Source organism: Salegentibacter sp. Hel_I_6 (assembly GCF_000745315.1).
Classification (GTDB): domain Bacteria; phylum Bacteroidota; class Bacteroidia; order Flavobacteriales; family Flavobacteriaceae; genus Salegentibacter.
The window spans coordinates 2,850,130-2,872,576 of sequence record NZ_JQNQ01000001.1 but is presented as its reverse complement, the minus strand read 5'-3'; the positions used below and the strand labels follow the sequence as shown (position 1 = coordinate 2,872,576).

General features: G+C 34.6%; 23 protein-coding genes. 8 read left to right on the top strand and 15 right to left on the bottom strand.

All coding sequences use genetic code 11. From position 1 onward, the window contains the following. Nucleotides 1-2: 2 nt before the first annotated feature. The 12 genes from FG27_RS12645 to FG27_RS12590 form a co-directional block, all read right to left on the bottom strand. Nucleotides 3-1,259 carry a glycosyltransferase family 4 protein gene (locus FG27_RS12645; RefSeq protein ID WP_037319659.1) on the bottom strand — a complete coding sequence of 419 codons (1,257 nt, stop codon included), beginning with the start codon at nucleotides 1,257-1,259 and terminating at the stop codon, nucleotides 3-5. A 91-nt stretch (nucleotides 1,260-1,350) separates the two neighbouring features. Then, nucleotides 1,351-2,376, bottom strand: coding sequence for a glycosyltransferase (locus FG27_RS12640; protein WP_037319656.1), 1,026 nt, complete (start codon nucleotides 2,374-2,376; stop codon nucleotides 1,351-1,353). 4 nt (nucleotides 2,377-2,380) lie between these two features. Beyond that, nucleotides 2,381-3,541, bottom strand: a complete 1,161-nt coding sequence (locus tag FG27_RS12635; protein ID WP_037319654.1) for a glycosyltransferase family 1 protein — start codon at nucleotides 3,539-3,541, stop codon at nucleotides 2,381-2,383. Continuing rightward, a complete protein-coding gene (locus FG27_RS12630) occupies nucleotides 3,538-4,506 on the bottom strand; it encodes an exostosin family protein (protein WP_037319652.1) in 969 nt (322 codons plus the stop codon). The genes FG27_RS12635 and FG27_RS12630 overlap by 4 nt, the downstream gene beginning before the upstream one ends. A gap of 80 nt (nucleotides 4,507-4,586) precedes the next feature. After that, nucleotides 4,587-5,465: a glycosyltransferase family 2 protein gene (locus tag FG27_RS12625; RefSeq protein WP_051935845.1), complete on the bottom strand. Its 879-nt coding sequence runs from the start codon at nucleotides 5,463-5,465 to the stop codon at nucleotides 4,587-4,589. A gap of 55 nt (nucleotides 5,466-5,520) precedes the next feature. Beyond that, complete coding sequence (locus FG27_RS12620; RefSeq protein WP_051935844.1) at nucleotides 5,521-6,423, bottom strand: polysaccharide pyruvyl transferase family protein; 903 nt, start codon at nucleotides 6,421-6,423, stop codon at nucleotides 5,521-5,523. Beyond that, the gene (locus tag FG27_RS12615) at nucleotides 6,392-7,564 is read right to left on the bottom strand and encodes a hypothetical protein (protein ID WP_156101229.1); all 1,173 of its coding nucleotides are present in this window, start codon (nucleotides 7,562-7,564) and stop codon (nucleotides 6,392-6,394) included. The genes FG27_RS12620 and FG27_RS12615 overlap by 32 nt, the downstream gene beginning before the upstream one ends. A gap of 225 nt (nucleotides 7,565-7,789) precedes the next feature. After that, a complete protein-coding gene (locus FG27_RS12610; RefSeq protein ID WP_037319647.1) occupies nucleotides 7,790-8,953 on the bottom strand; it encodes a GDP-L-fucose synthase in 1,164 nt (387 codons plus the stop codon). Between the two features lie 24 nt (nucleotides 8,954-8,977). Continuing rightward, nucleotides 8,978-10,090 (bottom strand): GDP-mannose 4,6-dehydratase, encoded by a 1,113-nt coding sequence (gmd, locus tag FG27_RS12605; RefSeq protein WP_037319644.1) that lies wholly within the window; start codon nucleotides 10,088-10,090, stop codon nucleotides 8,978-8,980. A gap of 568 nt (nucleotides 10,091-10,658) precedes the next feature. Next, entirely contained in the window at nucleotides 10,659-11,342 is a 684-nt protein-coding gene (locus FG27_RS12600; protein ID WP_037319642.1) for an MCP four helix bundle domain-containing protein, read from the bottom strand. Between the two features lie 138 nt (nucleotides 11,343-11,480). Further along, nucleotides 11,481-12,173 (bottom strand): outer membrane beta-barrel protein, encoded by a 693-nt coding sequence (locus FG27_RS12595; RefSeq protein WP_037319640.1) that lies wholly within the window; start codon nucleotides 12,171-12,173, stop codon nucleotides 11,481-11,483. Nucleotides 12,174-12,377: 204 nt separating this feature from the next. Beyond that, complete coding sequence (locus tag FG27_RS12590) at nucleotides 12,378-12,821, bottom strand: Hsp20/alpha crystallin family protein (protein WP_037319638.1); 444 nt, start codon at nucleotides 12,819-12,821, stop codon at nucleotides 12,378-12,380. Between the two features lie 183 nt (nucleotides 12,822-13,004). On the opposite strand from FG27_RS12590, the gene FG27_RS12585 reads away from it, so the two are divergent. Then, entirely contained in the window at nucleotides 13,005-14,294 is a 1,290-nt protein-coding gene (locus tag FG27_RS12585) for a DUF2254 domain-containing protein (RefSeq protein ID WP_037319635.1), read from the top strand. Nucleotides 14,295-14,422: 128 nt separating this feature from the next. Beyond that, nucleotides 14,423-14,680, top strand: coding sequence for a DUF1456 family protein (locus FG27_RS12580; protein WP_037319632.1), 258 nt, complete (start codon nucleotides 14,423-14,425; stop codon nucleotides 14,678-14,680). Between the two features lie 148 nt (nucleotides 14,681-14,828). On the opposite strand, the gene ettA is transcribed toward FG27_RS12580, so the two are convergent. The 3 genes from ettA to FG27_RS19275 form a co-directional block, all read right to left on the bottom strand. Then, a complete protein-coding gene (gene ettA, locus FG27_RS12575; protein ID WP_037319630.1) occupies nucleotides 14,829-16,520 on the bottom strand; it encodes an energy-dependent translational throttle protein EttA in 1,692 nt (563 codons plus the stop codon). 66 nt (nucleotides 16,521-16,586) lie between these two features. Next, nucleotides 16,587-17,060 (bottom strand): DinB family protein, encoded by a 474-nt coding sequence (locus tag FG27_RS12570; RefSeq protein ID WP_037319628.1) that lies wholly within the window; start codon nucleotides 17,058-17,060, stop codon nucleotides 16,587-16,589. Between the two features lie 20 nt (nucleotides 17,061-17,080). After that, on the bottom strand, nucleotides 17,081-17,260 hold the full coding sequence (locus FG27_RS19275) for a CAL67264 family membrane protein (protein ID WP_070053359.1): 180 nt from the start codon (nucleotides 17,258-17,260) through the stop codon (nucleotides 17,081-17,083). A gap of 145 nt (nucleotides 17,261-17,405) precedes the next feature. Here FG27_RS19275 and FG27_RS12560 point away from each other — a divergent pair, with 145 nt between their 5' ends. The 6 genes from FG27_RS12560 to FG27_RS12535 are packed head-to-tail and all read left to right on the top strand — an operon-like array spanning nucleotide 17,406 to nucleotide 22,440. Next, nucleotides 17,406-18,509 carry a DegT/DnrJ/EryC1/StrS aminotransferase family protein gene (locus tag FG27_RS12560; protein WP_081912619.1) on the top strand — a complete coding sequence of 368 codons (1,104 nt, stop codon included), beginning with the start codon at nucleotides 17,406-17,408 and terminating at the stop codon, nucleotides 18,507-18,509. Continuing rightward, nucleotides 18,506-19,210 carry a WbqC family protein gene (locus tag FG27_RS12555; RefSeq protein WP_037319624.1) on the top strand — a complete coding sequence of 235 codons (705 nt, stop codon included), beginning with the start codon at nucleotides 18,506-18,508 and terminating at the stop codon, nucleotides 19,208-19,210. Before FG27_RS12560 ends, FG27_RS12555 begins: the two co-directional genes overlap by 4 nt. Further along, nucleotides 19,207-19,899 carry an acetyltransferase gene (locus FG27_RS12550; RefSeq protein ID WP_037319622.1) on the top strand — a complete coding sequence of 231 codons (693 nt, stop codon included), beginning with the start codon at nucleotides 19,207-19,209 and terminating at the stop codon, nucleotides 19,897-19,899. The genes FG27_RS12555 and FG27_RS12550 overlap by 4 nt, the downstream gene beginning before the upstream one ends. Continuing rightward, nucleotides 19,899-20,834 (top strand): hypothetical protein, encoded by a 936-nt coding sequence (locus tag FG27_RS12545; RefSeq protein WP_037319619.1) that lies wholly within the window; start codon nucleotides 19,899-19,901, stop codon nucleotides 20,832-20,834. Before FG27_RS12550 ends, FG27_RS12545 begins: the two co-directional genes overlap by 1 nt. Next, nucleotides 20,834-21,508, top strand: a complete 675-nt coding sequence (locus FG27_RS18700) for a hypothetical protein (protein WP_051935842.1) — start codon at nucleotides 20,834-20,836, stop codon at nucleotides 21,506-21,508. Before FG27_RS12545 ends, FG27_RS18700 begins: the two co-directional genes overlap by 1 nt. After that, nucleotides 21,505-22,440: a glycosyltransferase gene (locus tag FG27_RS12535; protein ID WP_051935841.1), complete on the top strand. Its 936-nt coding sequence runs from the start codon at nucleotides 21,505-21,507 to the stop codon at nucleotides 22,438-22,440. Before FG27_RS18700 ends, FG27_RS12535 begins: the two co-directional genes overlap by 4 nt. Nucleotides 22,441-22,447 lie beyond the last annotated feature (7 nt).

The following is a 22,447-nucleotide window of genomic DNA, read 5'->3' as shown; positions in this document are numbered from 1 at the left end:
TTCTAAGAATTTATTTTTCCTACATGTTCGCTTATAGCAGTTGCTAACTCTTCCCCATATACTTTCCAAGGGCGTTGTTTTGCAGTTTCCCTGGCAGCTTTCCCTACTTTAGATATAATTTGCGGGTTTTGCAGTAAATAATCTAAACATTCCTCTAGGGCGATGGTAGAACCAGCTTCTATAAGCCAACCATTCTCATTATGAATAATCAAATCTGGTCCGGCAGTCCTTTCTGTCGTAATCACCGGTGTACCTTGAGACATAGCTTCGGTTATAACCATTCCAAACCCCTCAAACAGGGAAGGAAATAATAATACATCGTGATTTCTCATTAGTTCTAATATTTCTGAATGTGGTAAACTGGGAATCCATCTATGTCTGGAAAGATTTTCATCCAGTACCCGGCAATTATCCGAAGCTTTATAGCCTACCACCGTTAATGTTACGTGTGTTTGCAATTTATCTACAACTGCAAATACATCTGCAATCCCCTTACGTTGTGAAAGACCACCTACAAATAGTAATTTAAGGGGTTTTATACTATTGCCTCCTTCATATTTCCTCGTGCTAATTGGTGATGGAAATCCGTACGGTATTATTTCTATTGGAGCTAAATTTCCAGGGTAATTCTTAAGAGTACTCGCAGTAAAACTACTGGCCACAAAAATTCTATCAGCAAGGGCTAATTCCTCATCCTTGCGAAGCAGTTTTTCTTCTGAATCTTTAAGTCCTGTTAGGGTGGCAGTCCATTCGGGCCACCTGTCTTTTTCTTTTTCCAGCAATTCCCTTGCGGTGCGCCAGTAGCCAATAGGTAAATCATAAAAGCAGTTTAAACCCAAAATTTTGGCCTCTCGAAAAGTTTTTAAGGCACCATCTTCATAAGCATAGACACCGTTTGTTCCTCTTTTCTTTGCGTCTTTTAACCGTAAACTAGTCTTTTGGTCCAGATTATTATACACCGAATCAATACAAAAAACACCCTTTTCGTGCCTTGTGAGAAAAGTTGCACCAATTTTTCCAGCTATAAGCCTCCCTGTTTCTAATACCGGCCAATAGTGAGTATAATTTTTCAAATCGGGAGAAAAGCTTCTTCGTCTTATTTCAGAAAAAGTTGGTAACGAAGCCAGTCGATCCAATAAGCCATTTGGAAATAATGCTATTCCAGTATGAAATTCAGAAAGCATATCTTTTTCTAAAAACCCCTGTAAGGCAGAACGATTAAACTGATTACTATTTGGATGGGATACTACTACTTTCATAATGAAATGGTTTTCAAATAAGTGATTCCGCAAAGGCAGATAAGAATCTGCTTTCAGATTTTGATCTTTAGATAATAAACAGGCTTCTCTATTAGGCCGCTTTTGATTTACGCAATAAGAATTGCGTGCTTTTTATCAAATCCTTGATTTTTACAATCAGTTTTCTTTTATATGAATAATATTTTGCTCCCAAAGAGCCTGGATTTAAATAACTGGCAATACGGGATCTTACCTTTTTACTATCGTAGATATTTAATACTCTCTGGGTAATAATCTCCTTCTCAGGTTTGGTGAAATAGTTGTTTTTTAATGCCACTGCATGTTCAAGGGCAAATTTTTCTCGTTGTGTTTCAATAATATTCTTGGACCATTTTCTTCTTTTGTAAGCGGGTTCTATACATTCATCAAATAGCCTTTGATAACCTATAAGTTCAGCTTCTTTGCGATGCAAAGAGATCCTGTAATTATTCTTATCTACCCATACACGATAATAGGCCAGGATTTTTGATGAAAATACATTACCCCAATTGGCATCCGCAATTCGAACCCACAAATCATAATCCTCTGTATATTCCGGACGACCGTTGGTAAAGTTTAGTTCTTCTAAAACACTTCTCTTAAACATACAAATGTTGGCAGCCACTTTATAACCGTAAATGCTTTCCCTTAATGATCTTTCAGCAGCATAAAATTCTTTATTACGAGCGAGTAATCGTTTTCTAGTAAAATTATCTTGCTCGTCTATTTGCTGAACATTAACATGTCCAACACCTGCCTCGGGGTATTTCTCAAATAATGAAACAAGGGTTTTTACATAATCTGGATGTAGGAGATCATCGGAATCTACGCGAACGATAAAATCTGTTTTGGGCCATCTCAAAAGCTTGTTTACATTTTTAGCAATCCCTAGATTTTCATCATTTTGTTGATAATGAAAATTAGCATATTCCGTACTAAATTTCTCGCAAATTAATTTGGTGTCGTCTGTACTCCTATCGTCACAGATATAGACTGAGATTTCCGGGTATGTTTGGTCTAAAGCAGACTGGATACTTTTTTGTAAATACTCTGCCTGGTTATACGTGGGAATGCAAATAGCTACTGTCAATTTTTTCATCGTTTTACATTTTTACCAAAGGGATAGAAACTTTGTTTTCAGCTTTTTCTATCAATTCTAGAATATTACGTGTAATTTTTTCCTTTATATTTTTCGGTGTAGATTTCTCGATTTCTCCCTTATCAGGAAAACCATCTAATTCCCATCTTGAATGTTGATTCTTATCAACCAAATCGTTTTCCTCACAATTAAAATTCTTATCGAGCCCGGCAAGAAGCATTGGCAATCCATGTTCCATATAAGCAGCGTAAACTCCACTTTTTTCTAAAAGTTGGGGTGCGGTTAAGGTTATACCCAAATCTATATATTGTAGAAAGCCAGAGATGATGGCAACCGGTTGTTCTTCAATTATTACAATATTCAAAGAAGGTATTTCCTTTTTTAGCTCCTTCTTAAGCGTAGCTGCTGTACACTGATTTGACCTTCCGGCAATGAATAAAATAACTGAAGATTTGCTTTTTCTCAACTTTGCTATAAACTTTTCCTTTTGCCATATAAAGGGAATGGTACCAAAGATTCCTAGCTTTAAAGTTTCACCGCTATTTATTACACCTTTGGCATTTAGTAGATCTTTAAATAATATCTCCGCGCCAGGGATATATGGAATATTGCTAAAAATTGGTAATAAGAAACTATCAATTTCTTCCTTATTCAATAAACGCACGTAGGTGGAATTACTGGTAAATACCTTTACTGGTTTTAAATCCCAAACCAGGTACTTAATAAGTAGTTTATGGATTTCACCTATTGCTTTATCTTTTACACTATCCTCCTTTGCAGCCCCTATCCATAACTCATGAAACATAATACTTACCTGGGAATAATTCTTCAATAGCCTACTAATAAGATGAAGAGGCCTAAAACTAAAACCCCGGTGGTGGTATCCGTAAATAACGAAATGCCACATTATATGGTCAGGTTTTATTTCATCTATCCAATTTCTTGATTTTATTATTCTTGAACTCCAGGATTCTTTATTGCTTAGTCTTAATGAAGGGATTGGTTGAGTCTTTTCCTTTTCATTCACCGAAAGAAAAGGATCATTAATTGCAAGAATTGAAACTTCCTGCTGGTGTACCAATAATTCATTTGCCAGGATCTGAATATAATCTCCAACCCCGTCTTTACCGGGTTCTAAACAACTGCACAAAAACAAAATCTTCATATCAAGCTATTTTTATAAAACCTTAATAGATTTCTGAAATGGAATGGTCTAAAAAACTGACCATATGAGTAAACTATTCTCTTTTTTTTCCTATTATTAGCATTAATAAGTTCTTCACACATAGAAGCTATCACCTGAAAGCCAGCTTCTTTAGAAAACCAACGCTCCCAATTTCTACGGGCTAATTCTCCCATTTTAGCTGCTTCATCCTGTCTCTCTTTAAGTATACTAGGAATTTGAGTAACATCTTTTTCGGCAATTCGTATGGAGAATTTATCCCAATTAGGTCCTTGCATTGGAACCCAGTCATCTGAAATAATTACTGGTGTTAACCCCATTTGCATGGTTTCATATAAACGATAAGAATTAACCCCTTCTCCCCGGGGACATAAAACAAAATAACTTCTAGAACTTATATCCACATATTCTTTCTCATATTCCTTTTTTGATTCTGGAGTAAGTTCCCACAGGTTCTTATCACTTGTATCCTTTAAAAACCCAGCGGCTGATTCTAATAATAGAATTTCTTTTCTTATCGGGTGTGTTCTTGCTGCCCCTATAAATGAAAATAAAAATTCCTTGTTAAATTTTCCCTTTATAGCGGAAACCGATTCATTTTCACAATGCCTGGCTATATAAGGACCTGATCTGGTAAAATCATTTTTGTAATATTTTTTTTCTATTGATGGTAGGATACTGGGTATTAATGATATCGGTTTATCTACATCATTATAAAGAATCGATTTATGAGGATATTTCTTATATAAATCATTATTCAGTACCTGAAAAAAATACGGATCCTCATTAGAGTGATGTTCTGCAAACAAAATTACATCTGCCCTATCAGAATATTCAGTAACGGAATGTTTCCCATCCGAATTCATCGCTGCTGATTCCTTCAACCAGGAAGCGGCAAAATTATCTTTTGGGTGAAAGGGATAGGCTGACGTAATGTAAACTTGCATAAGTAAAAATTTATTAATTACAGATAATCAATGAATTGAATATTTGATCACCATTTGGACCACTGATTTGCTCTAAATAGCTACTCTAAAAGGAGACCTTTTTTTAAATCCTTATACGGGGTAGAATTTAAAAGAGTTCGGAAGAAAAGTTCAAGATGTATCATTCTGTGACTTAAGTTGTATATAAGTCCCTTTGCTCTATATCGGAATAAGTTTTTAAAGGTGTCAAAAACCAGATCCTTTGTAAACTGCTTGAGAAAGAATAAAGAATTATGCGATCTAAATAGTTCTTCATCTTTGATTATAAACTTCCAATAAGACTCTTTGTAAAATTTTCGGTTCTTCCAAAAGCTGATGGCATCTACTTTTCGCCAGGGATGGCAAACTGCTGCTTTTGGGAGAAATAAAGTGGAGAAACCCAGCGATTTTATTCGATAGCTAAAATCCATATCTTCAAAATAGAACTTAAAATTTTCATCAAAGCCTCCCAGATCCCAATATAATTCCCGGGAAATCATAAAATTGCATGAAGGCATATGCCCTCCGGTCTCATTGATCGGAGCTACTTCATTAAAGGCCATTTTCGATTTGTCAGGATAAGTACGCCCTTCAAAAACCTTGGTCCCAGGATTGCTTTCCACAGCTTTTTCATATTCTTCAATCCAGCATGGATCTGGCTGGCAATCATCATCTGTAAATATCAACCATTGCCCTTTTGCTATTCTGGCCCCATTATTCCTATTGGCAGCAGGCCCACTACCAGCACCTTTAGTCCATTTTACAAAGGGAAAATATGAATCGAGCATAGGTTTTGCTGTGCTTACTTTCCCATCATCGGTCACGATTATTTCGATTTGATCTAATGAATAATCCTGTTTAGAAAGCTTCTCTAAACATTCTGCCAGTAATTCATTTCTATGGCAAGTGGGGATTATTACACTAAATTTCAGATTCTTCATAGTTATTTTCGTCACTAATTCACTAAAGAGTATTAGCGCATTGCATACCTATAATTCATTTAGATTTTTGAAGAAAACCATAGGTAGATTTTATCATTTCTATTTTATCAAGAAGCTGTTCTATCTTTTGATCTAGTAACTTCTCGTTACTTAAGAACTGTTGCTTTGACTTTAATGCGGCAAATTGCTTAATCAGGCTCCTATTTAGGAAATTGTCCTGGTAAGTTTCATATACTTTACTAATTCCCCTCACGTATAAATCCCTTTCTTTTGCTCTAAATTTTGCGGCAATTTTTTGATTTACCATCTGGCTGGAATAAATGGAAGGGAGCGTGTTTGGTATATATTCCAAGGCCAATGATTCAGTCCAGTCTTTCCATTTGAATTCGTTGATTGTAGGATAAAGTTTTACCGGTATCCAAGGAACTCTTAATGTATCTGCTACAATAGCCCCGTGCATAGCCTCGGCAATTACGACCTTAGATTGTGAAATTTGCTGCAAGACCTTTTGAATGTCATCAGCAGGATCTATATAATTGTATCCGATTTCGTTGCATATTTTTTCCCAATCATTAAAATGAAGACTCGCATGATGAGGCATAAAAGAATAATCAAAAATCTTTGTTTCATTCGGGAAATACATTTTTCTCAATAATGCAGCTCCATCAGTTATTCCTAGTTTTGAATCCAGGCCAAGTGCTTTTGCCGTCAAAGGCCCCCTTACGCAGGAAATATTATAGGTTTTATCAATTACAGGCAAATCGCCGTAATACGCATAGCCTGTGCTAAATACAATTTTTCTGGTTTCGGGCGGAAATTTTAAATGTAAAATAGATCCAATACCCAAAAACACCTCATCCTCCTTTTCATCAAAAAAACCGGGAAAGAACCTATCAAAGATTAATGGATTTAGTGCATCTCCAAAATTAGGAACCTTCTGAAAGTAAATTAACTTCATCTTTTGTCTTTTTTAATCCTATGAATGCAACAAGGACTTTATTTGAAAGATTAAATACACTTAAAATTATTGCGTAAATAAGTACGTTATAAGTTGTATTAAGGTCCATTTTAAAAATTAAAAATATCTGTAACAGGATATTCGAAGAGATACTTACTATTGGTATCCAATACCACAACCATTTCCTTGAACAATTCATATCCCACATCACTACATTGAGAAAAATGATTGCTGAATTGAGAACAAGCAAACCGACTTCTCGATCTAAATGATCATATTTACTACCCATTATCCATAAAAATGGTTGAGGAAATAAAAAAGCGATGATTGATAGTAATGCCGCAATTGCTAAAGCCCCTGAAATAATTGAAAAATATTTTTTACTAAGACCCTCTCCAGGCTGCCTTGCTAGAAAGGGAACGATTAAGGTTGAGCTTGCTGCATTCAAAATAAAAAAAATTTGTCCAACTCTTCCTAAAGCACCTACTTCCGCTATATTTTGAGTATTTCCAAAAATGCTTATGAGAAAAAGTGCTATTTGCGCGCTAAAAGCTGAGTAGATAATTCCAGGCATAACCGGTTTTACGTACTGCAGCATTTCTTTTTTAGTTTCAGAAGAGCTGCTCGCTGGTTCTATTATATATTCCTGAGACCTGTCTTTATAGTGTTTTCCATTATACCATATCAAAAAACTTGTTGCCAATGCAGCCAACCAGGCATTAATGATAGAAAAAATGCTAAGAATCCCCAGGAAACTCAAACGGAATAAACCGCTTTTTAATTGGATTCTATAAAAATCTTTAAGTCTTGCGTGTATTATTAAAGGGCTTGCATAAAAGGCACTGTTTCCTGAAAGATATAAATTGCTTAAAATGGCAACCAATAATAAGATCGTAATATAATAGGGCCATTGATGATGAGAAGTTATGATTGGAAAACCTACTAAGCATATTACTCCCACAACAGCAAAAAGCCTATTTCTAAAAAATTTACCAGCTTTTATATAGCCCCCTAAAACCTCTTTATTATAAACCCTTGATCCAACTAGTGCAATTACAGAACCAGAAAAACCCAACTCCACTAAAATCTGCGCGGTAGATTGAAAGGCAAAGGCTACACTATATTGGGCATATTGCTCCACTGTTAACCATCTTATAAGAAGAAACCCGGTAAGTAACTGTACAAATTGTACGACCCCCTGACCGACCAGGAACGAACTAATTAGCCTTATTTGACCTTTGGTTATAAAAGATCCGCTTTCAATCTTAATACTTATACTTTGAAGCAGATCCTTCATAATCTTTAAGCAATTTTAAACTTCACCCCTTTTAAGTTTTTAATAGCTGATTCCCTCACTTGCAGAGACCTAAGTTTTCAAGTTAAATTTGATTTTTTTATAAATGCTATTCTTATACCAATTATATAACCTTTCTATGCCCTCATCTAATTCCACCTGAGCTTTCCAGCCTAAAGCCCTTAGCTTGGAAATATCCGTTAGTTTGCGATAGGTCCCATCCGGCATTTCGGTATTAAAAAATAATTCTCCTTCAAAACCAATTATTCTTTTAGTCATTTCTGCTAATTGAGCGACGGATATTTCCTTACCTGTTCCAATGTTGATATGAGTATTACGTACCTCCTGAATTGTACTCCCGTTATTATCTTGAAGTGATACAATATCCTGAAAATTCCTTTTCTCCATTAAAAAGATACAGGCATCTGCCATCTCTTCGCTCCACATAAACTCCCGATAGGGTTTCCCTGTTCCCCATATTTCAATAGAAACCATTTTCTTAGTGTCAACTGTCTGGTAACTTGCTCTTTTCATTCTTACACCAAATTTTTCTAAAACACTTAAAATCTCGGTTTTTTCAGCCTTTCCAGTAATTCCTTCTATGGGCCGGTAATTGAGATCATCCTTAATCTTTTCCCACTCATTTTCTTCCAGTGCTTTTCCTAAATAAATCTTTCTTATTAATGCTGGTAAAACATGGGCTGTTTCTAGGTTAAAGTTATCTGCAGGACCATATAAATTCGTTGGCATTACGCTTATAAAATTTGTTCCATACTGAAGATTATAACTTTCGCACAACTTAATTCCCGCTATTTTAGCAATTGCATAAGGTTCATTGGTGTATTCTAAAGGCCCGGTTAACAAATATTCTTCTTTAATAGGCTGTTTACAATTTTTCGGATAGATACAGGTGCTGCCTAAAAACATCAACTTCTTAACATTATTAAGGTATGAGTGATGAATTATGTTATTTTGTATCATACTATTTTCATAAAGAAATTCTGCGCGATAACTATTGTTTGCTATAATTCCACCTACTTTTGCAGCCGCCAGGAAAACGTATTCAGGTTTCTCTTCTCTAAAGAAATCTTCAACAGCAATACAATCCATCAATTCAAGCTCCTTATGAGTTCTTGTTATTATTTGAGTATAGCCTTTCAACCTTAGTTGCTTTAGAATAGCACTCCCGACCAGACCAGTATGTCCTGCTACGTAAATTTTGGCGTTTTTTTCCATTTAGTTTTTATTTCTCAATACTTATCATTCATAATAATTCATAACTGTAAAACCAACATCCTTTAAACATTGCTCTTTCCTCATTAGATTGAGATCACTTTCTACCATTTCCTTAATTAAGTCTTGCAATTCAAATTCCGGAACCCAACCTAATTTGTTTTTTGCTTTTGAAGCATCTCCAATCAGTAATTCTACTTCTGTCGGTCTAAAATACCTAGGATTGACAGAAAGAACTTCAGTTCCAATTGGAATTTTAAAGTCAGGTTTCTCACACTGAGTTACTATAGCTTTTTCATTTATACCCTTTCCTTCAAATTTCAACTCTATGCCTACCTCAGCAAAGGCCATCCTGACAAAATCTCTAACGCTTGTGGTTTTTCCTGTAGCGATCACCCAATCTTCGGGCTCATCTGCTTGTAAAATCATCCACATCATTCTAACATAGTCTTTAGCATGACCCCAGTCACGTCGAGCATCCAGGTTACCAAGGAATATTTTTTCCTGTAAGCCAAGGGCGATTCTAGCAACTGCCCTTGTAATTTTTCGCGTAACAAAAGTTTCTCCCCTTACCGGTGATTCATGATTGAATAATATTCCATTACAGGCAAACATTTTATAAGCCTCCCGGTAATTAACCGTTATCCAGTAGGCATATAACTTAGCTACCGCATAAGGACTTCTTGGATAGAAGGGGGTGGTTTCAGACTGAGGGACTTCCTGTACTTTCCCGTATAATTCTGAAGTTGACGCCTGATAAATCCGTGTCTTCTTTTCCAAACCTAATAATCTAACGGCGTCCAGTATTCTAAGAGTTCCTAATCCATCTGTATTTCCCGTATATTCTGGAATTTCGAAAGAAACCTGAACGTGACTCATTGCCGCCAGATTATAGATTTCATCTGGTTGTATTAATTGAATAAGCCGAATTAAATTAGTACTATCTGTCATATCACCATAATGCAATATAAAATTACGGTGTGTTTCGTGCGGATCCTGATAAAGATGGTCAATTCGATCTGTATTGAATTGAGAGGTCCTCCTTTTAATACCGTGCACCATATAACCCTTATCGAGCAAAAATTCGCTTAAATATGAGCCATCCTGGCCGGTAACACCTGTAATTAAAGCTACTTTCATTCTGATTTTTTTAAAATTTATAATAACGGCGGTGGCTAATAAAATCTATTACATGGCTTCGCCTCCGTGAGTCCCAATTTTTGCTTATAAAGGGAATATCACCTAAGTTGAGAAAGAATAAGTTGGGGACTTATATGAAAAAGAAGATGGGGCTTCAGTTTTGGAATTATCATTTTTATATAATAGTATTATTACGAAACAATCTTTGGGAGATTAATTCGTAGCAGGGTAAACAATAAATAAAAGCAACGGTGGGGGCTTTAATTAGAAGGTAGAGGCATCTAATCTTGAAGTAAAACTAAGCATAATAGTTTTAGAGAAAACTAATTTTCGACATAATACCAAATATTTTGTTAATCTGCAAAAGATTTTTTACCATAAACCAAAATTATTTAACATTATCATATCAAAGTATAGGGGAAATCATCTATTTTAATAAGAATAATTTTAATTAAAAACGAAAAGTGGCTTGGTTGGGGAAAATATATAGTAAGGAATTAAAGTTGATTCCTATAACATATGAGATTAGAGAAATTTCTTACATATTTTCACTTTATAGAATACATATTCAGTTAAGTTCAAACTTTTGCCTGGGATGGCGGAGTAATTGCTCCAAACCTAAAAGACGTAACACAAACAAACCTATAAGAATAGTAAGAGCAATTTTAAAGTAATAAAGAAGTGAAGTGATTCCAGAGCTGGTTTTGTAGTGAGCCATAAGTTGTTTGCCTACCTCTGGCTGAACACTGGCAATATTATGCAAATCGAGATTTAAAATTTTAAAAAAATCTTCCGCATTTTTATTGATAAGATAATCAGCTTTATTATAGGCTCCTTCCTGTAAATTGTTAATAATTGTATTTTCCAGTATTAAGTATTCCTGATAATGCTTTTTAAAATCTTTAAAATAAACCTCTTCTTTATTTACTAGATAGGTTTTCCCATAATCATGTAATACTTGATCAATCTGATTATTATAAGCTGTTATTTCTGCTAAGTTGAATTTTACAACCCCAGAATTGTCATTTACATTTTCAAAAAGCATTCTTTTTTCATGAAGCAATTCAGAAAGCTCATACATCTGGGAAGCTGGCAAAAGTCTATCCTGATATAGGGAAGAAAAATCTTCATCTATACTCTTTAAGCTTCTTTTTTCAATAAATTCTGTAAGTAGTAATAATGCAAAAAAAACACTAAGAACTAATATAAGACGTTTGCGTTTTTTGGGTTTTATGGAATAAAGGTCTTTCATCGCGATAGATTTAACCGTGTAAATATACCTATCAATTTAATGATTTTAAGTCGTTTAATTTAGAATAATGCATATAAAAAAGCCTTAATTGAAAAATTAACAATTAAGGCTTTAGATTGATTTTTGAATTCTTATGTCTTAAAAATAACAACCGCCGCCTCGTCTGCGACCTGTGTTTGATTCGCTATCGCCTATCTTAAAGCTAAGGCTTACCAAAACCTGATGTAATCTCATATCATTAAATGGAGCTCTGTTAATGCCAAATTGACCATTATCGAAATCCAATGAGGAATCTGTCTCCTCAGAAGCTAAAGAGCGATCATATCGTACTCCGAGCTCAAACCTACCTAATCTTGCTTTTACACCGGCCTGTGCAGCCAAAGGGGTATTTTGAACTATAATTGTTTTAGTTTGAGGTTGTGTTCCATCCATACTTGCATTAAGAATACTTTGATATGCAGGACCAGCATAAACATCTATGGGACCCCATACATTATACCCAAAAAGTAATGGAATACTTAACTTCTCAACCGCATAGATAGATGGTCTGGAAGGAAAATCGAATTCTGTTTCAATAGAGTTATACATTACCTCAGGTCTAACAAAGAACTTACCGAAACGCAATTCAAAAAACGCCCCTGCATGGAAACCAACCTTAGATTCGGCTTCTACAGTTCCATTAAAAAAACCTGCTCCAGAGCTTTCGCCAGTTATGGTTCCCGCTGTTGTTGCATAATTAGCTCCTCCTTTTATTCCAAAACTATATTCCTGAGCCCGGGAAAAAGTCACGCAAAAAATGCTAATAAAAATTAGTAGAAAATATCTGTTCATAAAAATAGATTTAGTAGGTCTGTTCTTCGCGGGTAAATATATCAATAATCTAAAATAATCATATAGTTCCCCGTTTCTTTTTAACGCATAAAAATATGAATGCGTATATATGTCTCTAAGAAATACCTATTTGCTGGATATTTTTTGCATAAAAAAAAGCGCCCATTGCCAGGCGCCTTTAACTAACCAAACTCAATCTTCAGCTTACGAAATAGCTATCATTCGTTTAGCCTGCACTTTAGCTTCTTCTCGTTTTGGAAGCGTAATCTCCAACACTCCATTATTATAAACGGCAGAGATCTTTTCACTATCTACAGAATCTGGCAGACTAAATGCTCTTTTGAAAGTGCTGTAACTAAATTCTTTACGGGTGTATCTTCCGTTTTTCTCTGTAGTTTCTTTTTCTTTTTTATCTTCAGAAGAAATTGTTAGTACATCATTGTCTAACTCAATATTAAAATCTTCTTTGGTTTTACCCGGTGCAGCAACTTCAACATTAAAACCATCTTCGGTTTCCTGGATATTTACCGCAGGAATACTGGTTCCAATACTATTTACATTAGTAGTTCCACCTAACCAATCGGTTTTAAACATATCGTCGAAAACCGAAGGCAGCCAATTGGCCTCATTTCTTTTAATTAAACTCATAACTTTATTTTTTTAAAGGTTTATAATTAATTTTTTTAAAATCATTAAGCAATTTAAATTCCAATTTAAAAATTATGACTTTATGACTGATTTTATAATATTATTAGTGCCATTTTGTCTATTCGCTTAAAGAATACTGTATATATTAAGAAATGAGTACCTTCCCAGGAAATTAAATTTTGAATGAAATATCTTTTTAACCGCACCTACATCCTACTTTCTAACCTACAAAGCAAAATTGCATTTTACCCCACGGTATTCGCCATTTTCGGATTTGTACTGGCTTTTTTAATGATTTATGTGGAGAATATGGGAGCTTCAAAATATTTGAACGATCATTTTCCCTCATTAGTTGTAGATAGCGGCAATACTGCACTAAGTATTCTAACCGCCTGTATTACCGGACTAATCTCGATGATGGTTTTTAGCTTTTCCATGGTTATGGTATTATTAAATCAGGCTTCCAGTAATTATTCCCCCCGATTACTACCGGGATTAATTTCAGATAAAAATCATCAGATTATTTTAGGAATCTATCTGGCTACCATTCTTTATGCAATCTTTATAGCGGTTTCTATACAACCCGACGGTGACAACTATCAGGTGCCGGGATTTTCAGTTTTACTGGGGATTTTTCTAACCGTAATTTGTATTTGGGCATTTATCTATTTTATACACAATATTTCCCAAAGTATTCAGATAAATAATATTCTTGACAAAATTTTTAAACAGGCAAAAAAACGTCTAAATTTTCTGCTAAAAACCGAAGAAAACGAAGATCAGGATTTTCCTGAAACTACAGACTGGTATGAATACAAATCAGCGAAAAGTGGCTATTTTCAGAATCTATCTTCAGATAATCTTTTGGATATATGCCGGGAAAAAGAAACACAAATTGAAATATTACCAGTCAAAGGAATTTTCATTTTGAATGGAATTCCGCTATTTAAATCGAAAAAAGAATTAGATGAAGCAACCGTCAAAAAGGTAATTTCCAACTTTAGCCTGGCTCGCGGCGAATTGGTTAGCACAAATTATGTATTAGCTTTTAAACAAATTACCGAAGTAATTGTAAAAGCGATGTCACCTGGAATTAACGACCCCGGCACTGCTTTAAACGCACTCGATTATTTGACTGAATTGCTGGCTTTACGAATGCAAAAGCAGGACAAGCAGTTTTTAAAGTCTGATGATAAAGTTCTAATAAAAATGCGCAGTATTGATTTTGAAGAACTACTTTATCAGGTTTTGGCTCCTATAAGAGCCTATTGCAAACACGATATAATTATTGTTCAAAAATTAGGAATGATATTTTTTTACCTGAAAACCCAAAAAACGGTAAAAGAATCCTATTATACCTCTATAGAAACCGAAGCTAAAAATTTACTTGCTGACGCTCGAAACGCCATAAAAAATAAAGCCGACCTGGAAAAGCTTGAAGAAATTGAGCTACGATTAAATTTGAAAAAATAAAAGAAAAAGTCTTAGGTTACATCCAGCGCTGATAAATTTAGATCATATTTTTACATTTTATAGACCCCTCAAACAATTAAACCCTCAATGAGGAATTAAAGAAGTTTAGAAAAGTATAAATTTGCGCTATGGGACTAACAAACAACGATATTTTTAAAAAATTAAGAGTAGCACACAAACTGCGCGATGATGATATTGTGAAGATTTGTGCATTGGTAGATTTTAAAGTAACCAAAAGCGAACTTGGAGCTATTTTTAGAGCCGAAGATCATCCAAAATATGTAGAATGTGGCGATCAATTTCTAAGGAACTTCCTCAACGGACTTATAATACACCTCCGCGGCCCAATGCCGCCGAAAAAGGAAAAGAAACCAGAGAAAGAATAGCATAAAAAAACCTCACAGGTTTTAAATCTGTGAGGTTTTTTATTTTAAACCCATTTTCAAACTTACGTCATTCTGAACTTGTTTCAGAATCTAAGTTCTTGATAATTAAAGATTTTAGACCCTGAAATAAATTCAGGGTGACGCGAGCTTATCTCACTAACTTTTTATACTTAATACGTTTCGGCATAATATCGCCACCCAAACGTTTCTTCTTGTTTTCCTCATAATCAGAGAAACTTCCTTCAAAGAAATACACTTGTGAATCTCCTTCAAAAGCAAGTATATGAGTACAAACTCTATCAAGGAACCACCTGTCGTGGGAAATCACCACGGCACAACCGGCAAAGTTTTCCAAACCTTCTTCCAGGGCTCGAAGCGTATTCACATCCAAATCGTTGGTAGGCTCATCGAGTAACAACACGTTTCCTTCTTCTTTTAAGGTCATCGCTAAATGAAGTCGGTTTCTTTCTCCACCAGAGAGCATATTTACTTTCTTATTCTGTTCGCTTCCGCTAAAGTTAAATCGACTTAAATAAGCTCGGGAATTCACCTGGCGACCGCCCATCATAATTAATTCCTGCTCGTCGCTAAAGTTCTGCCAAATAGTTTTTTCAGGATCAATATTAGAATGTGCCTGATCTACATAAGCAATCTTCGCGGTCTCTCCCACTTCAAAACTTCCTTTATCGGGCTCTATTTCATCCATAATCATTTTGAAAATGGTTGTTTTACCGGCACCGTTAGGCCCAATAATCCCAACAATTCCTGCTTGTGGAAGATTAAAATTCAAATCTTCGTATAGCAATTTATCATCAAAAGCTTTACTCACACCTTTTGCTTCAATCACGTTTGTTCCAAGCCTTGGGCCGTTAGGAATATATATCTCCAGCTTCTCGTCCATTTGCTTTTGATCCTGGCTCAATAACTTGTCATAATTATTTAAACGCGCTTTTTGTTTGGCCTGGCGTCCCTTCGGATTCATTTTAGACCATTCAAGCTCTCGTTCTAAAGTCTTTTGTCGCTTGCTTGCTTGTTTTTGTTCCTGTGCCAAACGTTTCGATTTTTGATCTAACCAGGAAGAATAATTTCCTTTCCATGGGATACCTTCTCCCCTGTCTAATTCCAAAATCCAGCCGGCAACATTATCAAGAAAATAACGGTCGTGCGTTACCGCAATTACTGTTCCTTTATATTGCGCTAAATGATGTTCTAACCAATGTACCGATTCGGCATCAAGGTGGTTAGTAGGTTCATCTAATAAAAGAATATCAGGTTCCTGAAGTAACAAACGGCAAAGCGCTACACGTCTTCTTTCCCCTCCAGAAAGTACCGAAATCTTTTTATCGGCATCTGGAGTTCTTAGAGCATCCATAGCAATTTCAAGTTTGGTATCCAGCTCCCAGGCGTTTGAAGCATCTATTTTATCCTGAAGCGCAGCCTGCTTATCCATAAGCTTCTGCATCTTATCGGCATCTTCATAAACCTCTGGCAAACCAAACTGATCGTTTATTTTATTGTATTCATCAAGAATTGAAACTGTTTCAGCCACACCTTCTTTTACTACTTCCAGTACAGTTTTCTCTTCATCAAGTTTTGGTTCCTGCTCTAGATAACCAATAGAATATCCTGGAGAAAAAACAACATCTCCCTGGTAGTTTTTATCTTCTCCAGCAATAATTCTAAGCAAGGTGGATTTACCAGAACCGTTTAAACCAAGGATACCAATTTTAGCCCCGTAAAAGAAGCTTAGGTATATGTTTTTTAAAACCGGGGTATTCGCATTTTTATAAGTTTTGGTAACCCCAGACATTGAAAATATTACTTTTTTATCGTCTGCCATATATTGAAAATTTTATGCTATTTTAGGAATACAAATATCTGAAAATAAAGTCAGAATCAGACTCAATTATTTATAAAGCCCCAGTAAACGTAAGATGATGATCATTTGCCCGGTATGATAAGCTGTATGCTCTATAACCAGAAGAATTTCTCGATGTACCGTATGTTCTTTAGAATTTTTAACCAGCTGATCTAAATCATTTTTAGGATCTAAAATAAATTTCTCAAAAATCTCCCTATCGTCAAAATAATCTTTTTTGAGCGCTTCCCAGGATTCAGGATCTGCAGGAGCAGAATCCTTAGGCCAATAATCATCTGGCCATTTTGAAGTTTTATAACTTCCGGAAATCGAAAATTCCAGAATATCTTTTTGAGCGAATACTATATGATAAAAAAGTTGGTAAAAGGAATATGGCAAATTATGTGGCTTCTCCCCTAATTTTTCAAAAGGTATTTTATCTAAAAGATGGTCTACAGGAACAAAAGCCTCTCCTCCATTTAAATGTTTTACCAGTTGTTCCTTTTGATCTTTTCCGCTCATAATAAAATATAATTTTTGATTTAAATTCTACCTTTTAAGGCATTAAAAGCCCAGGAAATTGCAAAAAAACCAATTCCTGTAACCGAGAATCCTATTGCATATTCCCTATATTTAAGAACTCCCAATAAAATAATAGCCGCTCCAATTATAAACAAGGCAAATGAAGCCCAGGCGAAAATTGTATTTTTATTCATTCCCATAATTAAGATTTTAAACAAATATCGGGTATTTCTAAGACTTTTATTTCCCTGAAATAATGTTAGAAAAAACACAAGAATATAATCTTCAAATTTTTACAAAAAAAAAATTCTATATTGCAATTTTAATCTAACACGTAACAACTTCTTGTCCAAAAATCTACCTAATTTCGAGTCTATTTATGTTACTAAAACTTACCTTCCTGAAAGGGTAGAGTATAGTCGTTATTTAGATAGAATATGGGAATCGGGTATTGTCACCAACAATGGCCAGCTAGTAGTTGAGTTTGAAGAGAAAATTCAAAATTTTCTCCAGAGTCAAGCTATGCATTTCGTTGCCAATGGCACAATTGCACTCCAACTCGCGATTAAAGCTTTAAAATTAAAAGGCGAAATAATCACCACACCCTATTCTTATGTAGCAACTACTACCTCTATTTTATGGGAAAATTGCAGTCCGGTTTTTGTGGATATTAATGAAGACGATTTCTGTATTAATCCAGATTTAATCGAAGAAAAAATTACCGGTAAAACTACCGCAATTTTAGCCACTCATGTTTATGGGATTCCCTGTAATGTTTTAAAAATCGAGAAAATTGCTAAAAAACACGACTTAAAAGTAATCTACGATGGTGCCCATGCATTTAATGTAAAAATAAATAATACTTCGATTTTTAATTATGGTGACATTGCAACTTTAAGTTTTCATGCTACTAAAATATTCCATACTATTGAAGGCGGAGCTTTGTTTACTTCCGACAAAATATTATTTCAAAAAATTTCCTTGCAAAAAGCATTTGGCCACCGTGGAGACAACTATGAAACCATTGGAATCAATGCTAAAAACTCAGAGTTTCATGCAGCCATAGGCTTATGTAATTTAAAAATGATTGAGGGAATTATTGATAAGCGGGAGCATCTTTTCAATTTTTATAAGGAAAATCTTAAAGAATTACCTCTTCAATTTCTTAAAATCCCCGATGAAGTTTCTTATAATTATGGCTACTTTCCTATAGTTTTTAAATCTAAAAAGATAATGCTAAAAACGATAGAAACTCTTAATGATGATAATATTTTTCCAAGAAGATATTTCTATCCTTCTTTGAATCAATTAAATTATCTTAAAAATTCACAATCCTGCCCGGTATCGGAATCTGTAAGTGAAAAAGTTTTATGTCTTCCCTTTTATCACGATTTGAAAAAAGAAGATGCAATTAGAATAATCAACCTTATAAAAAGGGTTTTTAGATGAAGACAGCAATTATGCAACCCTATTTTTTCCCTTATATCGGTTATTTCCAATTAGTAAATACTACCGATAAATTTGTATTTTATGATGATGTGAATTTTAAAAAAAAAGGTTGGATTCACCGAAATAATTTCCTAATTAACAAAGAGACTTCTCTTTTAAGTGTTCCTCTAAAAAAAGCGAGTCAGAATAAAAAAATAAATGAAACTTTTATCCATCAAGAGAATTTTAAGGTTTGGAAAGAGAAGTTTTTCAAAAGCATTTATCAAAACTACAAGGACAGTCCACATTTCGATGCTACCTGGGAATTATTGCAAAATTTTTTCAGTAAAGATTTCGATCTAATTTCTGAGCTTAGCGCTGAAAGTGTTAAAACAGTTAGCAAGCATTTAAACATTAATACTAACTTCTTATATTCTTCTTATATAGAATATAAAAAAGAAAAATCTGCGGAAGAAAAAATTCTAAACATTAATTCTATATTGAAAACTTCAAAGTATTATAACCTTTCAGGAGGTAAAAATCTATATAATGAGGAAAATTTCAGAAAGAAGAATATGGAATTGAAATTTATAGAAAGTAAAGAAATAAGTTATTCCCAGCAGACTGAAAATTTCTTACCAAATTTATCGATAATAGATGTGTTAATGTATAATAGCGTTTCAGAAATAAGGGCTATGCTAAACAACTATAGAGTTTTATGAAACAGGAAAGAAAAAAAATTGTGATTTTTGGAGAAAGCCAATTGGCCAGTCTTGCCCATTTTTATTTCAAACATGACAGTGCGCACGAAGTAGTTGCTTTTACGGTTGATAAAAAATATTTAAAGAACAATTCTTTTGAGAATCTTCCCCTCGTAGCCTTTGAAGATGTTGAAAAAGAATATCCCCCTTCAGAATTCAGTATGTTTTTACCAATTAGCTTTAAACGCATGAGTCATTTAAGAAGGGAAAAATATGAAATTGCAAAAGCAAAAGGCTACAATTTGGTAAGCTATGTAAGCTCGAAGGCCACCACATGGCCAGATCTTGATATAGGCGATAATTGCTTTATTTTTGAAGATAACACCATTCAGCCTTATGTGAAAATTGGAAATAACTGCGTACTGTGGAGTGGAAATCATATTGGCCATCACACTACAATTAAGGATCACGTATTTATAACTTCTCACGTGGTAATATCTGGAGCTTGCGTTATAGAAGACCATTGCTTTTTTGGAGTAAATGCTACTGTGAGAGACGAGACCACGGTTGCAGAGGCTACTTTAGTGGCAATGGGCGCCAACATCATAGCAGATACAAAACCAAGGGAAATTCACTTGGGACAAAAATCGAAAGTAATAGACAAACAAAGTATAGATTTAGATAGTATTTCCCACAAAAGCGAAGGATAATGAATTGGATTAAAAAAGGAGTGATTTTTAAAACCGATAATGATTTCGACTGGATGAGCTCCCATGCCTGTGTACCTACCGTGCATATTTTAAATGAGGATACTTTTCGCATTTTCTTTTCCCCTCGGAATGCTAATGGGCAAAGTATGCTGGGTTATATAGATGTGGAAGCCGATAATCCAAAAAACATCATTCAAATTTCAGAAAAACCATTAATGCCTTTAGGTGAGCTAGGGACTTTTGATGACGGAGGGATTATGCCCTGTTCGATTATAACTAATGCTGATGAGATTTATCTTTATTACGTAGGCTGGAATCCTAGCGGCTCGGTTCCATATAGAAATTCTGTGGGGCTCGCGGTAAGTAAAGATAATGGGGAAAGCTTTCAGCGTATGTTTAAAGGCCCCATAGTGGACAGAAATAGACATGAACCTTTTTTTACCGCTTCACCATATGTTCTAAAAGAAGATGATATTTGGCATATGTGGTATGCTTCCAGCACTGGATATACTTTGGTTAACAATAAACCAGAGCCACTCTATATTATTAAATACGCGTCTTCAAAAAACGGAATAGATTGGGAGAGAAACAACCACACCTGCATAGAACCAAAAACTGAACTCGAAGCAAATGCACGGGCCAGTGTAATAAAGGAAAATAACATTTATAAAATGTGGTTCGCGTATCGTGGAAGTTTAGATTTTCGCGACGGTGCAGATAGCTATCGCATTGGCTATGCCGAATCAACCAATGCCCGCGATTGGACTCGTAAAGATAGTGAAGCCGGAATAACATTTTCAGAATCTGGTTGGGACTCTAAAATGCAGACTTATCCAAATATTATTGAACATAAAGGCAGAAAATTCCTCTTTTATAATGGCAACGGATTTGGCAAAACAGGAATAGGTTACGCAGTAGATAAAGATTTTAAATAATGAAAACTGAAATATTCAATTATAATCTGGAAAAATATAATTTCACTAAAATTATCCAAGACTTTTTAGAAGTAGAAGACCTCTCTGAAATTGCTATAGATAAGAAAAAGGTAATGGAAGAAGGAAATTCACTCTATAAGAACATGGAGCAAACTGAACATTACAAAAATTTGTATGAAGCCTTGAATTCTGATAAAGGTGCTATTTTTTATAAATCCTACAAGCAATTTATTCAGGAAGTTATTAGACCACAGTATAATGAACCTATCTTATATCAGGAAAAACCTACGCATAGAATTCTTTTTAAAAATGGAGAAGGAGTTTCAAGGTTTCATCGGGACAGTGACTATGGCCATAAACAGGCAGAAATAAATTATTTTCTACCACAAACACCTGCCTTTGATACCAATACGCTTTGGATAGAATCAGAAATTGGCAAAGAAGATTTTATGCCTATCGATTTAAAGCCTGGACAGTTTGCTAGGTTTAAAGGAGTTTCCTTAAAGCACGGTGCAAAAAATAATCAAACACACAAAACCAGGGTTTCTTTTGATTTCAGAGTTATACCCATTTCCCAAAAACCCGAGCAAATTGTTGACACCACCTCCTGGAAAGAAGAAGACAAGAAAAATTTTCTGTTTAACAATGCCCATAATTTTGTTTTAGCCGAATGATGCACCCCAATCCTCCTGTTAAGGTAAGCATATCATTAATCACTTATAACCACAAAGAATTTATTGTGGAAGCTTTAGAGAGTATTCTAATGCAGGAAGTTGATTTTAATTATGAAATTATTATTGGAGACGATTGTTCCTCAGATTTTACCCAGGAAATATTAAAAGAATATAAGCAGAAGTATCCTGAGATTATTCAATTAATATTGCACCCCAGGAGATATGATGAAATACCCGGCAGGACAAATAATATGACCAATCTTTATGCATGTAGAGGTGAATATATTGCGATGCTTGACGGCGATGACTACTGGATCTCTAAATATAAATTACAAACTCAGGTAGATTTCTTGGATAAAAATCAAGATTACGTGCTTAGTTTTCATGATGCACTTTTTATATCCAAAGAAATAGGCTTTAAACGCTATCTACATTCTGAAAATAGGGAGTTTTTAGACGAGGATAACACTTTTGAGCACGAGGATATAGCAAAGAAATCTTTTATGCCCACTTCCACGCTATTATATAGGAATAACTTTAAAGAAGAATTCCCAGAGTGGTTTAGAAAAGTATATACAGCAGATTATGCCCTACAACTTTTAGTTACCCAACACGGCAAAATAAAATACTTTAAAGCACTGTTGAGTTCGAGAAGGATTATTACTGATAGTTTTACTTCATTTTCAAACCATTCAGAAAATTATATACCCCTTAGAGTAAATGAGTTGAAAATTTACAGGGAAAATTTCAAAGCCGTAAAAAATTCGAATTCCAACAATATGTTATCCTATGTTTTCTTCCGACATTCGATTTATTTACAAAAGAAAAAATCTTTTGCAAAAATGCTTAAATATTGCTTAAAAGCAATTTCGGCTGATAAAAAATATCTAAAGGTGTATTTTAAATTGATTGGCAAAAATTTATTAAAATAGTTCGGCG

Coding starts and splice junctions, on each gene's coding strand:
- FG27_RS12645 (WP_037319659.1), bottom strand. CDS start 1,259: ATGAAAGTAGTAGTATCCCATCCAAATAGTAATCAGTTTAATCGTTCT.
- FG27_RS12640 (WP_037319656.1), bottom strand. CDS start 2,376: ATGAAAAAATTGACAGTAGCTATTTGCATTCCCACGTATAACCAGGCA.
- FG27_RS12635 (WP_037319654.1), bottom strand. CDS start 3,541: ATGAAGATTTTGTTTTTGTGCAGTTGTTTAGAACCCGGTAAAGACGGG.
- FG27_RS12630 (WP_037319652.1), bottom strand. CDS start 4,506: ATGCAAGTTTACATTACGTCAGCCTATCCCTTTCACCCAAAAGATAAT.
- FG27_RS12625 (WP_051935845.1), bottom strand. CDS start 5,465: ATGAAGAATCTGAAATTTAGTGTAATAATCCCCACTTGCCATAGAAAT.
- FG27_RS12620 (WP_051935844.1), bottom strand. CDS start 6,423: ATGAAGTTAATTTACTTTCAGAAGGTTCCTAATTTTGGAGATGCACTA.
- FG27_RS12610 (WP_037319647.1), bottom strand. CDS start 8,953: ATGGAAAAAAACGCCAAAATTTACGTAGCAGGACATACTGGTCTGGTC.
- gmd (WP_037319644.1), bottom strand. CDS start 10,090: ATGAAAGTAGCTTTAATTACAGGTGTTACCGGCCAGGATGGCTCATAT.
- FG27_RS12600 (WP_037319642.1), bottom strand. CDS start 11,342: ATGAAAGACCTTTATTCCATAAAACCCAAAAAACGCAAACGTCTTATA.
- FG27_RS12595 (WP_037319640.1), bottom strand. CDS start 12,173: ATGAACAGATATTTTCTACTAATTTTTATTAGCATTTTTTGCGTGACT.
- FG27_RS12590 (WP_037319638.1), bottom strand. CDS start 12,821: ATGAGTTTAATTAAAAGAAATGAGGCCAATTGGCTGCCTTCGGTTTTC.
- FG27_RS12585 (WP_037319635.1), top strand. CDS start 13,005: ATGAAATATCTTTTTAACCGCACCTACATCCTACTTTCTAACCTACAA.
- FG27_RS12580 (WP_037319632.1), top strand. CDS start 14,423: ATGGGACTAACAAACAACGATATTTTTAAAAAATTAAGAGTAGCACAC.
- ettA (WP_037319630.1), bottom strand. CDS start 16,520: ATGGCAGACGATAAAAAAGTAATATTTTCAATGTCTGGGGTTACCAAA.
- FG27_RS12570 (WP_037319628.1), bottom strand. CDS start 17,060: ATGAGCGGAAAAGATCAAAAGGAACAACTGGTAAAACATTTAAATGGA.
- FG27_RS19275 (WP_070053359.1), bottom strand. CDS start 17,260: ATGGGAATGAATAAAAATACAATTTTCGCCTGGGCTTCATTTGCCTTG.
- FG27_RS12555 (WP_037319624.1), top strand. CDS start 18,506: ATGAAGACAGCAATTATGCAACCCTATTTTTTCCCTTATATCGGTTAT.
- FG27_RS12550 (WP_037319622.1), top strand. CDS start 19,207: ATGAAACAGGAAAGAAAAAAAATTGTGATTTTTGGAGAAAGCCAATTG.
- FG27_RS12545 (WP_037319619.1), top strand. CDS start 19,899: ATGAATTGGATTAAAAAAGGAGTGATTTTTAAAACCGATAATGATTTC.
- FG27_RS18700 (WP_051935842.1), top strand. CDS start 20,834: ATGAAAACTGAAATATTCAATTATAATCTGGAAAAATATAATTTCACT.
- FG27_RS12535 (WP_051935841.1), top strand. CDS start 21,505: ATGATGCACCCCAATCCTCCTGTTAAGGTAAGCATATCATTAATCACT.